The organism is Microscilla marina ATCC 23134, assembly GCF_000169175.1.
Classification (GTDB): Bacteria; Bacteroidota; Bacteroidia; order Cytophagales; family Microscillaceae; genus Microscilla; species Microscilla marina.
The window spans coordinates 1-14,255 of sequence record NZ_AAWS01000091.1 but is presented as its reverse complement, the minus strand read 5'-3'; the positions used below and the strand labels follow the sequence as shown (position 1 = coordinate 14,255).

Annotated in this window: 9 protein-coding genes; 6 read left to right on the top strand and 3 right to left on the bottom strand. The window is 41.2% G+C overall.

Going from position 1 to position 14,255, the window contains the following annotated elements; translation table 11 throughout:
* Positions 1–165 precede the first annotated feature (165 nt).
* Together M23134_RS36310 and M23134_RS36305 are read left to right on the top strand one after the other, a co-directional pair.
* Positions 166–2,130, top strand: a complete 1,965-nt coding sequence (locus M23134_RS36310; RefSeq protein WP_045115033.1) for a hypothetical protein — start codon at positions 166–168, stop codon at positions 2,128–2,130.
* A 4-nt stretch (positions 2,131–2,134) separates the two neighbouring features.
* A complete protein-coding gene (locus M23134_RS36305; protein WP_002705735.1) occupies positions 2,135–3,214 on the top strand; it encodes a hypothetical protein in 1,080 nt (359 codons plus the stop codon).
* 224 nt (positions 3,215–3,438) lie between these two features.
* Here the strand turns inward: M23134_RS36305 and M23134_RS36300 are convergent, their stop codons facing one another.
* On the bottom strand, positions 3,439–3,849 hold the full coding sequence (locus M23134_RS36300; RefSeq protein ID WP_002705733.1) for a hypothetical protein: 411 nt from the start codon (positions 3,847–3,849) through the stop codon (positions 3,439–3,441).
* A 223-nt stretch (positions 3,850–4,072) separates the two neighbouring features.
* The gene (locus M23134_RS36295) at positions 4,073–4,702 is read right to left on the bottom strand and encodes a hypothetical protein (RefSeq protein WP_157558827.1); all 630 of its coding nucleotides are present in this window, start codon (positions 4,700–4,702) and stop codon (positions 4,073–4,075) included.
* A 573-nt stretch (positions 4,703–5,275) separates the two neighbouring features.
* On the opposite strand from M23134_RS36295, the gene M23134_RS36290 reads away from it, so the two are divergent.
* From M23134_RS36290 to M23134_RS36275, 4 genes are all read left to right on the top strand, one after another.
* Positions 5,276–5,920, top strand: a complete 645-nt coding sequence (locus M23134_RS36290; RefSeq protein WP_002705727.1) for a TetR/AcrR family transcriptional regulator — start codon at positions 5,276–5,278, stop codon at positions 5,918–5,920.
* Between the two features lie 150 nt (positions 5,921–6,070).
* Positions 6,071–8,482, top strand: a complete 2,412-nt coding sequence (locus M23134_RS36285) for a TolC family protein (RefSeq protein ID WP_045115032.1) — start codon at positions 6,071–6,073, stop codon at positions 8,480–8,482.
* Between the two features lie 97 nt (positions 8,483–8,579).
* Complete coding sequence (locus M23134_RS36280) at positions 8,580–9,665, top strand: efflux RND transporter periplasmic adaptor subunit (protein ID WP_002705724.1); 1,086 nt, start codon at positions 8,580–8,582, stop codon at positions 9,663–9,665.
* Between the two features lie 175 nt (positions 9,666–9,840).
* Positions 9,841–12,918 carry an efflux RND transporter permease subunit gene (locus M23134_RS36275; protein WP_002705722.1) on the top strand — a complete coding sequence of 1,026 codons (3,078 nt, stop codon included), beginning with the start codon at positions 9,841–9,843 and terminating at the stop codon, positions 12,916–12,918.
* A 474-nt stretch (positions 12,919–13,392) separates the two neighbouring features.
* On the opposite strand, the gene M23134_RS36270 is transcribed toward M23134_RS36275, so the two are convergent.
* On the bottom strand, positions 13,393–14,148 hold the full coding sequence (locus tag M23134_RS36270) for a nucleotidyltransferase domain-containing protein (RefSeq protein ID WP_002705721.1): 756 nt from the start codon (positions 14,146–14,148) through the stop codon (positions 13,393–13,395).
* Positions 14,149–14,255 lie beyond the last annotated feature (107 nt).

The following is a 14,255-nucleotide window of genomic DNA, read 5'->3' as shown; positions in this document are numbered from 1 at the left end:
TGACTGATGACAACTCATGAAGACGCACTTTGCCAGTGCCTGCGCAAACATTGTGCCAACTGACAGCAGAGAAAGCTGTGTACCGCTGCCATCTGTGCTTTTTGGCAGCGCGGGATCTGTCAAGGGTTTTGTGGCAGATACTACCTACAGTTGCAAGCCAAAAAGATGCAGGCTACGACTACCGAGGCCAAGCTGGCGTATACCAAGGCGTTGGCACTACTTGCCACGGTAGATCATTTGCAGCCCGAGACAAAGCAAAAAGGCAAGGCTACTCCCTACCAGATACAAGCCGCTCCCAGGGTGCCCCAAAAAATAGAAGAAAGCCCTGAGCTGGAAATTCTCTACAAGGAACTTACCAAACGTGAGGCGCATAAAAAGCGCCTGGAAGAAGGTTTGGGCGAGTTGCAGGGCAAAGTAGGCATTCAGGTAGAGTATGGCAACCCCAAAATAAGTGGCAAAACTGTACAAGCCCATTATACTACCCAAACTCGCACTTACGCTGGGGTATTTAGCCTCACTACTATAGACACCGTTCAGCTGAGGGTGGGCCCCGATGCCACCATAGCCCACACACAAGAGCACCTGGCCACGCTCAATTATATGCGCCGTTACCAAGGCCTCAGTGGTAGAATGCGTGCCTGGGGCGACCAATTCAAAAAAGCCGTAGGCTGGCACGGCATCCCCCAACCTGGCACGGCATTGTGGGAGTCTAAGCAAGAAATAGAGAAACTCTCGGCCATTTTGATGAAGCGGGCTCAGGCAATTGAAGCGGGCAAGTTTGACCCTGCCCAGGCCCCTGAAATAGAAACCGAACTAGGGGTTATACTTTTACAGCTTGAGTATTTTGAGGAGGTAGCTCATTCGGTGAGTGCAGATACAAAGGGGGTGGGGTATGTGGCGGCTGAGGACGGGAAGTTTGGTTTTTTAAATTTTCTAGATGGAATTAAAGCTATAACGGCTGGTGCTGTGACCTTGGAGGCTTTTTTAACCTCAGAAGCTATGAAAAAAAGTAAGCTACCTGAGGCTCAGAAAAAAGCTTTATTTATTCGGATATTTACAAATCCCCCTAGCAATGAAGAGTTCACATTAACAGATGATTATAGGCAAAAACTTCTGGAAATTATAGCAAAAAATCCGCTAGATGCAAGTTTAATAAATGAAGTAAAGGCCTCTACAAATACAACAGCTGATCAGAATACCTCTTCAAATATTATAACCCACCAAAGTAATTTTAGTAATAACGCTAATTGGAGTAGGTTAGAAAAAGTGATTGATCAACGTATTTTAAGTGAGCTATCAGTAAGTGATTTAAACCTCCTCAACGAATTAGATAATGTAGCTATCCAAACCTTGAACGGTAAATCATTGGCACAACTGCAAGAAATAGCAGAAAAAATCGACTATGTAAAAAAATATAAAAGACCTTATCAAAACGCCCAAGGCTTGTATAAAGAAGTCTTAAGGTTAATTAATAGGGTAAATACTCTTATCCCCGGGCTTGTAAAGTCTATTAAAGGCATACCAGAAAATGAGTTGAGAAAAGACCCAAACGATTCCAATATAAAGTTAGGCGAAATTCAAAAAGGAAACATGAAAGTATCCACAGAAATCACAAGCCTAGCGAATAGTTCTGCAAAAATAGTAAAAACAGATATAGACCGCTCTTTCTTTTTAAGGACTTTTGATTTTCAGGAGAAAAGTATTGAGTTTACTGCAGCGTTTCGTTTAGGTAAAAGTTTTATACCTCATGAGATAAGCTTCGTAAAGGATAAAGGAATACCGTTAAACTTATATGCCACTATTCATCAAAGTAAGAGCATTGGCTTTGACCTTTCCACCTTGGAGAAAATAACGTTATCCACTATCACTAACAAGACAACATTTAAGGAATTGGCTATGCTTAAAAAAAAACATAAACAGGCCAAATACTCAGACCTTATAATACATACCCATAGTTTTAGCTACACGAATACTTTCATCACACAAATTGGAAAGAAGGTTAAATCTGTAAAGATTGAAGATAAAATATTAGATATAGGTAAGGTTGAAAAAGATGACCCTGTTTATGGTTTAGCAGCTGGTGATAAAATTCTTAAATCAATTGTGAAAATAACCATCGAATTAGAATAAAAACATGAGCCTAGATAAAATAGATTTTTTGTATAAAGAGGGAGAGCCTCATTTTTATGGCAAGAATCACCATGAGGTTTTTGCTAAAAAAGTGTTGGGTCATGTCAAGTGCCAAGACTTTTTGATTACCAACGAATGGGAGAAAACCAGAAAAAACAGTTTGATCATTGCTTTTGATTACCAAAATTTTCATAATGACTTAGAAAATTTTGCCCAGCATAAGCCGCATGAAACTTATAGGAGGGTTTTTTTTGTCAATTGGATGTTAAGAGGCTCTACGATTAGCCCCAGGGGTTATAAAAACAAATGTTTTGCTGGAAACTTGTTCACACATGCATATCTCTCAATCATGAAAGAATGGGAGCCATCCGATGAGTACTCTTGGTTTTATGCCGATAGTGCCGCGTTAGATCAACTAAGGAAAGACACAGGAAAGGCAAATGAGCAATGGAGTTTAAGTGCAATATTTGACATAGGGTTGTACGAATCTGTTGACTGTAAAATTGACATCATAAAAGTGTTAGGAGTATTCCTTGATGAATACATGGAAAAATATGACTGCTTAATACACCTAAACCCACACGCGACAAACCACGCAAGTTCCTTTCAATCTGCCGTCGATAGGCTTGATGAGCATAGCTTGAATGAGACCAAAGACAATGATTTTGCGTTCAAATTAGCCTGTTTGGAGTCGTTCTTCTTGCAAATAGGAGGATCAAATAAATTATCAAAAAGTGAAGTTTCTGAAGTGTATAAACGTTATACGAGGGAAGAAATGGCTCTTTTTGCCTCTAAATACACAGCAGAGGCCACTAGTATTGATTCGCTGTTCTTAAGAGAGCCTGTGTACTCTGGTGACAGAATAAGACTTGCCACGGTCAAACTCATGGGGTATGCTTATAACATCAATAAAAACCTCACTTTGAGCGAGTACCCTGAGTATATCGCAAAAATGAAAGAACGTATAAAAACGCCCGAAGACCTCAAAGAAATAAAATTTGAGTTCCCAAAAATATATTCATTTATGGCACAGAAAGCATACAAGTTGGGGAAAATTTTGGAGAAGGACTTGTTGGGCGAGTAGGGGTTGTTTTGCCTTCTTTATTGGGGTAAGCCTTCTGTAGGGCGACTATAGCTACTGAAATTGAATCTAGAGTAATAATTTTTTGGTCTCCTAAAAATGGCGTTAATACTTATCAAAGCCAAACGGAAACAGTAAAGTATGCAACCATCGAAGACATTGCGCATTATATGGGGAGTGAGAAAACTGATGTACATATTTCTTTTGGGGCCCAAATTGGTAAACTATTAATTTTGAGAGTTCAACAGCTCATAGACTGATTTTAATTGAGGTATTTCCTTGATCAACTCAAATATATACTCTTGTGAGCATTTTAGCTCTGACTGATACCTTTGCAAAGTTTCTTTTGGGTTTGTTTGAAACTCATGGATAACTTCTTTAACAGAAGAAATTTGACTTTTCAGCACATCAATTGCTGTCAATGAAGCTTTTGATGAATCTGCAATTGTCTGCATGGCATTATAATCCAATGGAGATGTTTGTTTATATGGTGAAGCAATATCAGCTTTTATTTCTTTTATATTTTTCTCATTCTTGATTATTTGTTCTTGACATTTTTTAATTTCTTGCTGAAGATAGTCAATATTAAAAAGGTTGATATCAATTCCATTCCATTTTTTTTTGCTTTTTGAATTCATGAGCTAATCTTTAGTTTATCAAAAGAGTTTTACTAATCTATTACTATGAGTAATTTATATAGCTACCCTTGCTGGATCAAGTCTTTCGCAGGGCGACTTGAACGATGGATTAGTAGAAACCTGAGGACTTCTCTGTGAGTGCAGCCTGACCCAAAAGCAAGCGCCTTTGATTTGCTACACAAGCAAAGCTTGTCCTGTAAGAATCTCATACTAATTAAATGAGTCAGGAAGCCTTAGAAAAACTTGCCTGAACAGTGGTTTTCATACTTGCTAATAATGCCTCATACTCTTGCCAAAAATCATCTTCTCGTGATGGTTCAAACTCTGCCCAAATATTATCGCCTTTGTGTTGATAAGCCTGTTGTGCATAATACAAGTCAGCGTTGTTTATACATGCTATAAAGCTTTGTTCAAACATTACTAACTCACTCATCATTTCTTTAAGTTTGCTCATACTTCGTTTAGACTTTTGACGAAAATAGATTCGGTAGGAAGCATTAAGGGATGTTGGATTATGATCTATAAAGTGTTTTTGCTTCGCCAACAAAAGCCTCATTTTTCTTTCCAAGCCTCTAAACTCTTTTCTCTTTTGGTGAACAATATACTTAGTCAAAAACCATCGTTTTTTTGTTAAAAAGAGTTCTGCCTTGTTTTTTTTATGATCAAAACGTTGCCCAATAGCAACCAGTTTGTTAGCCATAGTTAGCCATTGAGCACGTAACTTGGAAGCAATTACCACAGATGGGTGTTTTTTTGTTGGGATGAGGTGATCTCTGTAAAATGCTACAAGCAAAAAAGGAAGGTTAACCAGCAAAGGGGAAAATAGTAATAAAAGAAAAGACTTCCAGTTCACTGCGTCGGTATCGCCAAACATCAATACAAGGAAAAATGCAACTACAGAAAATATATAAATGGCAGGGGTAGCACCTCTCTCCCATATATTATCAGAGTTGGCGCCAAAAAATAAGGCACAGTTTATTACAATCATTATTTCAATCATAGTATTTATAAGTTTGATTACTTTTATTGCAATATACGATCAAGCCTACACAGTTGTTTACTTGTTGTTTTGAGGGCTGGCACTGCTCAAACCTCCCTAAGAGCTTAGTCGCAATAGCAGTGGCTCTTGTTGAATTTGCCAAATAAAACATTTGTACACTCGTACTAAAAAACACTGCTTTTTACTAAATTTCTCTCCTGTTTTACTTCCTTTCTCAAGGTTTTTTTGCTAAAAATTCAATTTTTTCATTGAATTTAGTACGATCATACTAAAAAAGTTTGCTTATAAAGTTTGAATATACTAATTTTGTTGTATTAAAATAGAAAACAGCCGATAAGCTGTTATTTTTTTGCTTATAATTAGTACAGTTATACTAACTATAAAACATTCAGCCAATCAGTTATACTAATTTAGAAAATAAACACTATGAGTAGCAACACCAAAGAACGCATTCTTGACAAAGCCACTGAGCTATTTAATGAGCAGGGCATTACTAATACCAGCATTCGCAATATTGCCGATGCGCTGGAGATGAGTCCTGGAAATATTACTTATCACTTCAAGAGCAAAGAAGAGATTGTGCAACATATCCAAGAACGTAATTTTCAAAATATTCAGTCGGTGCTTGCCCAAAGCGAGCGGGTGGGGTTAGAGCATTTTGACAAGATATTGGACACAGTAATGATACAACAACAACGCAGCCGTTGCTTTTTTTCTGATACAATGGATTTGGTACGGAACTACCCTAGCATTGCCCAAAAGCTTGCCCAAAACATTACCAAAAACCTTAAGACTGCCAGGGTACTTTTTGACTATTACATTGGGAGGGGCTTGTTGAAGCCCGAACGTACCGAAGGAGCTTATGACCACTTGATTCACTCTATTCTATTGGTGTGTATATCATGGCTGAAGCACCAAACCGTGATGGCTACCAATGATGTGCATTTTTCGGAAGAGTACTTTCTGGGAATGCTTCGAAGCATGTTCATTCCTCATCTGACCGAAAAGGGGCTGAAAGAATATGAAGCTTTGCATAGAAAAAAGGCATCAATGAATGACCATAAAGCTTAAACCTTGGCTAAATGGTGCTATGGTTTCGCGATGCATTGCATAATTATTAACGCTAATTTTTTTTGTGACTAAATATATACATCAGGCGACAGATTAGATAAAATAATGAAAAGACTAAAAAACATAATGAATCAATATCATAGGTTTTCAATGAACAAATTACTTGGGCTGTCAGGCTTGTGGTTGCTAGTGTTTGTGGCATTGCCGGTTTGCCTACAGGCGCAAAATAAAAAACCGCTGACTATAGGCATAGTGACAGACGGTAAATGGGCGGGTAGCGAGCGTTTTGTGCAGGCATTACAAAACGAAACTCAAGCATTGCTCAAAAACGAATATGAGGTATCATTTGCCAAGCAATATATTTTGCATAGTCAATGGACAGCAAAGTCAATTAAAAAGAATATCGCCCAATTGATGCAAAATAGGGCAGTAGAGGCAATAGTAGGGGTAGGCCCGGTTACCTCGCAATTGTTGGCAAATCAGGGCAGTTACCCCAAGCCTACCATAGCGACTACTGTCATAAATCCTGAGCTGCAAAAGCTGCCCTTGACCAAGCAAAATACTTCTGGAGTCAAAAACTTTACTTACTTAGTGTCGCCTTATGCGCCCAAGCGCGACTTAGAAGTTTTTCATCAACTTTACCCTTTCAAAAAAGTGGGGATTTTGTTATATGACGAGATACTGAAAGCGATGCCTTTTGTGAAAACTTATTTTGAGCAAAAGACCCAGCAAATGGGGGTACAATTTGAGCTGATTCCGACCAACACCAGCGCCCGTCAAGCCCTCGCCAACATAGGCAAAGACATAGACGCAGTATACCTGGGGGCTATTTTTAGAATGTCGCCCAACGAAACCCAACAATTGATACAAGGGATCAATGAACGAAAGCTGCCTTCGTTTGCCTTATTGGGCACGCCCGATGTGCAACGTGGGGCAATGGCAGGCATAGCGCCTCCGTCTAACCCCAAACGCATTAGCCGCAGGGTGGCGCTCAATATTCAACGCAGTGTTTCGGGTGAAAACCCCGCCAATTTTTCGGTGAACCTTCCATTTAAAGAACGTTTGGTGATCAATATGGCTACAGTGCGCGCTATAGACTACTACCCTACCTGGAGCCAGTTATCGGAGGCAGAACTCATCAACGAAGATAAGCAAAACATTGGCCGAAAGGTAAACCTAAAGCAAGTAGCCGACGAAGCCATCAAAGCTAACCTAGAGCTAAAAGTGGCTCAGCAAAACGTAGCAAGTGGTTTTACCAATATCCGCAATGCTCAGTCGAACCTACGCCCTAGAGTAGAGGTGTCAGCATCGGGGCGAATGATAGATAAAGACCGGGCGGCATCGAGCTTTGGCAACCAACCCGAATATGCTACCATTGGATCAGTGTCGTTTACTCAGGTGTTGCTTTCGCCCAAGGCCCAAGGCAATGTGAATGTTCAGCGACAGCTGCAACAAGGGCGCGAACACCAACGCCAGCAAACCCGGCTGGATGTGGTGTTGCAAGCTACCCAAAGCTACCTCAATATATTGAGGGCGAAAACGCTGGAAAATATTCAAAAAGATAACTTAAGACTGACCCGTCGCAACCTGGAACTGGCACGTACCCGCAAGGCGGTGGGGTATTCGGGTCCTTCGGATTTGTACCGTTGGGAAAGCCAAATTGCCTTGACCAAAAAAGACTTGATTGACACCCAAGCTCAGCTTAAGCTGGCGGCAATCAACTTGAACCAACTGCTCAATCGACCTATCAACGAGGAGTTTGTTGCAGAAGAAATTAACCTGAAAAACAGCTCGTTGATTGTTGCCAACCCCCAAATCTTTCATTACATAGATAACCCTAAAAAATACCAAATCTTGGGCGATTTCTTGGTGGAAGAAGGTATTCGTAATTTGCCAGAAATCAAGCAGTTAGATGCAGCCATTGCCGCACAAAAAAGCCTGCGTTTGCTTACCCGCCGTCAAAACTACACTCCTACTATAGCCTTACAAGCAGGTGCCGACTATTTGTTTTATCGTGGCGGTGAGGGGGTAGGCGCTCCTTCTATTGTGATACCGAGCGCAGCGGGTAATGTTAACCTAAGTGATAACTTTTCGTCGCCCGACAAACTCAACTGGCAGGTGGGGGTGAAGGCATCGTTGCCCATTATCAATGGCGGCCAACGCAGGGCAGAACTCCAAAAAACCAATATTGAAATTTTGAAAATGGAGGCACAAAAGCAAGACCTGATTCTTAAGCTCAAGCAACGCATTATGGCATCGTTGGCGCTTACACGGGCGGCTTATAGTAGCATTCAATTGACTCAAGCAGCCGAAAAAGCGGCAAGCAAAAACTTTGATTTGGTGCAAGATGCTTACTCCAAAGGGGTAGTGTCTATCATTCAGCTCATCGATGCTCAAAATGCTGCCATCAAATCGGAGCAATTTGCCTCTAATGCGGTATACGAGTTTATCATTCAATTATTGGCATTGGAACGCGCCAAGGGTAGTTATTACTTTTTGGCTTCTGCCGATCAGCAAAGCGATTATTTTAACCGATTGGAAACTTATTTTAAGGGAAATTAACAAAAAGCTTCGAGCAATAAGCTTTAAGCGACAAGTTTTCAAGGCTTTGCCATTACTTGTCGCTTGAGGCTGGAAGCTTACGGCTAAACAGATATTCATGAAAACAACATACATCACACTGTTTACGCTCGCCTTGTTTGTGGCGGCTTGTGGCAGCAAAAAAACAACCAAGAAAGAGGTCATTCGCCCGGTACGTTACCAACAAGTACACAAATCGGGGGGCAAGAGTAGCCGTACCTTTTCGGGGGTGGCGCGTGCCAGCACCGAAACCCGCCTGAGTTTTAAAGTATCGGGTACCATTCAGGTGCTCAATGTAAAGGTAGGGCAGCAAGTAAAGGCGGGGCAGTTGATTGCTTCGGTAGATGCAGCAGATTATGTGCTGCAATACGAAGATGCCAAGGCGTCGTTGCGCAATGTAGAGGCTCAAAGGCAAAATGCCCAATCGTCTTATAACCGCTTACGCCAGTTGTACGAAAACAACAATGCGTCGCTGAGCGATTATGAAAAAGCAAAAACGGGGTATGAATCGGCGAAAGCCACGGTAAACTCTATCAAAAAGAAAATTGCTTTGGCGCAATCTCAAATCAATTATACCAAAATAGTGGCGCCACGCGATGGGGTGGTGGCAGAGGTATTGGTAGAAACCAACGAAAATGTGTCGCCAGGCAGACCTATAGTACAGCTGGACTCAGGCAAAGAGCTGGAGGTAAAGGTAGACATTCCAGAGGTGTTTATTGCCAAGGTAAAAAGTGGTGATACGGTGCAGATGAGGTTTTCGGCACAGCCCCAAACGTTGTATAAGGGCATTGTACATGAGGTGGCTTTTACGGCTTCGCGCGGCAAAACTACTTACCCGGTAACGGTGAAGATTTTGAACCCTGACCAAAACATGCGCCCAAGTATGACTTGTAATGTAACGTTTGTTTTTGACTATGGCATTGCCACGCCTAAAATGTTGGTGCCCGCCATTGCGGTAAGGCAAGATGTGCAGGGCAAACGTTATGTGTTTACGGTAAAAGATGTCAAAGGAGAAAGTAGTAAAGTAGTAAAACAGGTAGTGAAAGTAGGAGATTTGACCGAAGAAGGTATCGAAATTATGCAGGGACTCAAAGAGAGTGAGTTAGTGGTAACGGCTGGGGTGAGTAAGCTTAAAGATGGGCAAAAGGTGAGGTTAAGTCGGTAGTCGGTAGTTGGGGGCTTTATAGCCCTTAGCTTTAGCTTGCACTACTTGTGGTAAATTATACAAATTTGCAAATATGAGAAAATACAAACTATAATTTAACTACGTTCGACTCCTTAGTCTCGCATAGTCACAATGGACTACCGACTCCCAACTTTGGACTATTAAAACTAAAATTATGAACATAACAGAATTATCTATAAAAAACAGCCGGATTACGATTGTAATTTTGCTGGTGATTTTACTGGCGGGCTTTAGTACTTTTACCAAAATGCCCCGCGCCGAAGACCCTGGTTTTATTGTAAGGGTGGCAAGTATTGTGACGGTGTTTCCGGGGGCAAGCCCCGAACGGGTAGAAATGCTGGTATCGGACAAGTTAGAAAAGGTAATTCAGGAAATCCCTGAACTCAACTTTGTAGAAAGTACCTCTAAACCTGGGGTATCTATTATTAAGGTAAATATCAAAGAAAGTGAAAAAAAGCTGCGCCCTATCTGGGACAAACTTCGCCGAAAGGTAAACAAAGCGGTAGCAAGTGGCGAATTGCCCGACAACATCAGGGGGCCGTTGGTAAACGATGAATATGGCGATGTATTTGGCATTATTCTGGGCATTACGGGCGAGGGTTTTGATTATGCCGAAATGAAAAAGGTGGCAGATGAGGTACGCGATGAGTTGTTGCGCTTGCCCAATGCTTCGAAGGTAGAAATTTTTGGAGCACAAGAGGAACGTATTTTTGTGGAGTACAACAATACTCGTTTGGCTGAGCTGGGGTTGAGTACTTATATATTGCAGCAAAACCTTGCCTCACGTAATATCATTATTCCAGGCGGGGAGATTACAGTAAACAACGAGCGTATTTTGCTGGAGCCTTCGGGCAATTTTGAGTCTATAGAAGACCTCAGGAAAACAGTGATTACTTTGCCTAAAACCAATGAAGGGATTTATTTGGGAGACATTGCCCATGTGTACAGGGGTTATATAGATCCGGCGCGCTCTAAAATGAAAGTGAATGGCACGAAGGGGCTTGCCTTGGCGGTTTCGCTGATAGAAGGCGGCAATATTATAGATTTGGGCAAAGATGTAGAGCAAACAATGGCGCGCTTGCAGCAACAATACCCCCACGGAATAGACTTTAGTACCATTGCTTACCAGCATACGATTGTAGACAATAAGGTAAATGATTTTGTGAATAACCTACTACAAAGTGTGGCAATTGTGTTGGCGGTGATGTTGTTGTTTTTGGGCTTCAAAACTGGGTTTATTGTGGCAAGTTTGATTCCTATGACTATGATGTTGAGTTTGTTACTTATGTCGTTGATGGGCATTGGGCTCGACCAGGTATCGCTTGCTTCGCTGGTGATTGCCCTGGGAATGTTGGTAGACAATGCCATTGTGATGTCGGAATCGATTATGGTGCGGATGGAACAGGGCGAAAAACCTATGGATGCAGCGCTGGCTTCGGCTAAAGAGTTGAAGGTGTCGTTGCTTACTTCATCGCTTACTACTTCGGCGGCATTTCTGCCGATATTTTTGGCAAAGTCTAACGTGGGCGAATTTACTTCTTCTTTGTTTAAGGTAGTAAGCATTGCCTTGCTCAGCTCGTGGGTGCTTGCCATTACTATGATTCCGATGTTGTGTGTGTATTTCTTAAAAGTAAAACGCAAAGACCCCAACAGCGAACAAAGCACCCGTTTTCAGCAATTGTACCGCCGTTTTTTGTTGTTTAACCTTAAGCGCCCTGCTTTGTTTATAGTAACCCTCACTATAGTATTTTTGGGTTCAATGGCGACTTTTAAATATGTTCCTAAGATCTTTTTCCCTCCTTCTGATCGTAACTTGGTGACGGTACAGCTGGAAATGCCCGTGGGCACCGCCATAGACAAAACTGAGGCAGTGGTCGATCAATTAGAAAAGTACATGAAAGACTCGCTACAGGTAAATGCCCAACGCAAAGAAGGGGTAGAAAACTGGGGAGCCTGGATAGGCGAAGGGGCGCCCAAGTATGCGCTGAACTATAACCCCGAAACGCGCAGTTCGGAGGTAGCTTATTTGCTCGTAAATACCACATCGGGCAACAATACCCGTGAAATTTCGGACAAGATAGATGCGTTTTGTTTTGCTCATTTTCCTGACCTGAAGGTAAAGGCAAACCCCATCAATATGGGGCCTCCGGTGCGCGACCCGGTAGAGGTACGTATTTCGGGCAAAGACCCCAAAAAGATTTTTAAGATTGTAGATGCAGTAAAGGCAAAAATTGCCAGTGTAAACGGTACCCGTAACATTTCGGACAATTGGGGGGGGCGCACCAAAAAACTGGTAGTAAAGGTAAACCAAGCCAGGGCTCGTATGGCGGGGGTAACCAGTCAAGACATTGCCATATCGTTGCAAACCGAGTTGAGCGGCTTTAATACCAGTGAGTTTCGCGAGGGTGACCAAACCATTCCAATTACGATGCGTACGGTGGCAAGTGATCGCCAGGACTTGAGCAAACTCGAAAACCTAAGTGTATACGCCCAACGATCGGGGCAAACGGTGCCTCTGAAACAAGTGGCTGACCTGGTGCTTGAGTGGCAGCCCAGTAAGATTATCCGACGCAATCGTTTCAAAACAGTATCGGTCACGGCTGCCCTAGAAGGTGGTTTTACCGCCAAGGGAGTCGTAGGTGAGTTGGTGCCTTGGCTCAAGGCGCAACAAAAAACCTGGGACTTGGGCTATTATTTTGAGATTGGTGGAGCACCCGAAAAATCAGACATTGCCAACAAGTCTATCACCGAACAGTTGCCTATTGCCGGCTTTATCATCCTTATTTTGTTGGTGGGACAGTTCAACTCTATCCGCAAAACCGCCATTATTCTGATTGCCATTCCACTCGGCTTGGTAGGTGTAGTGTTGGGGTTATTGGGGGCTGGTTCTTACTTTGGTTTTATGACTTTGCTAGGGGTAATCTCGCTGGCAGGTATTGTCATCAACAATGCCATTGTATTGCTCGACCGCATTCAGCTTGAAATAAACGAATTGGGCAAGCCCCCGCAAGAAGCAATTATTGCGGCAGCTCAACAACGTTTTCGCCCCATATTGCTTACTACAGCCACTACCGTATTGGGCTTGTTGCCATTGTGGTTTGGTGGTGGGCTCATGTGGGAGCCTATGGCGATTGCGATCATATTTGGGTTGCTGTTTGCCACGGTGCTTACCCTGGTTTTTGTGCCTGTGATGTATAGGGTGTTGTTTAGGGTGAGTTATAAGGGGTTTTAAGAGTCAATGGTTTGATGGTTTAAATGGTTCGCGAAGCGAGGCTAAAAAACTAAAAGAAAGTATAAACTGAAAATTTGGCATGGAGATGATTGACCAATAAAGGAACTTGTTTTGGTGGGGTTGTTCTGATTATACTAATGAGGAACTACGTATCGTACTCAATTTTGTACTATTTATGATTGAATCAAGCCAACCCCGAAAAATGCTTTAAAGGGAATGATTTGATATGTCAAAAAAACACGGCAAAAGGCCTCTCAGTTTGAGAGGTTTTTTTGTTTTGGGGTGAGTTGTAATTTAATGACTTTGTACTATTTAGACAAGGTCATTCTTACAGTATTTACTTTTTTTCTTTATAGAGGTTGAGGCACCTGATCTTGTTTGCTGACTTCCCTATTTTACCATACAAGGGTTCATTAACTACTGAGCTCTACCCTGTCTTTTTTTATTACACTTTTGGTTTATTGCTGTTTAATATTACCAAATAACAGCATTCCAATTTTGTTTATATAAGCATTGCTCGGCTTTTTTCTGAATAGCTTTTTTTTGCCTTTCAGTTATCAAGTCTGAAATAACATTATTTTTATTAGATGGATCCACTACTTTTTCATAAATAAAATCACTGCTTAAAAATTCCAATACAGCATTAAAGTTTTTTTCAATATGTTCTTTTCTCTTACCCTTTAAAACTCTCATAACTACAAGTTCGATATAAATAGAAGGAAACTTTAATTTATGGCAGGTTCTCCATATTTTGGTAGCAAGAATTTCATCTTGCCTACCTCTTCTTTCAACTAAATCAAGGTGTTGATGGATATTTGTCTTTACCCAAGACTTCTCCTTACTAACATAAAGACTATGATTGTTACTTTCTCCTCTTTGTATTCTTCCTGGAACTAAATCTATTTCCAAGCCATTGATTTTAGCCCTAATTGATACATTTTGTTTCCGAACACTATACCCTGCATACTTGAATTGCTTGAACAACAATAAATGTATATCATGCAAGCTTTCTGTGGTATCTGAGTATAATGAAATAAATAAGTCACAATCTGAGTTTCCCTTTAAAGCAGTTTTTTTAGCGCAAGAACCAAAAAGATAAATTCCCTCTAAGTTTTTGTGTGCCCATTCTCTAATCAACTGTTTTACATCTGTCAACCTAGAGTCACGAATATGTATATTAGGAGCTCTATATTCACCTATTATCATATATAAGTACTCATCTGCTTCCATACTATTTGTTTTTTTCCATGATGGTAATATATTGAAGTGTATCTATTATTGCTGAGTAAAGAGTAAACTTAGAATTTGACAAGTTAGTTATATCCCTATATTTTTTT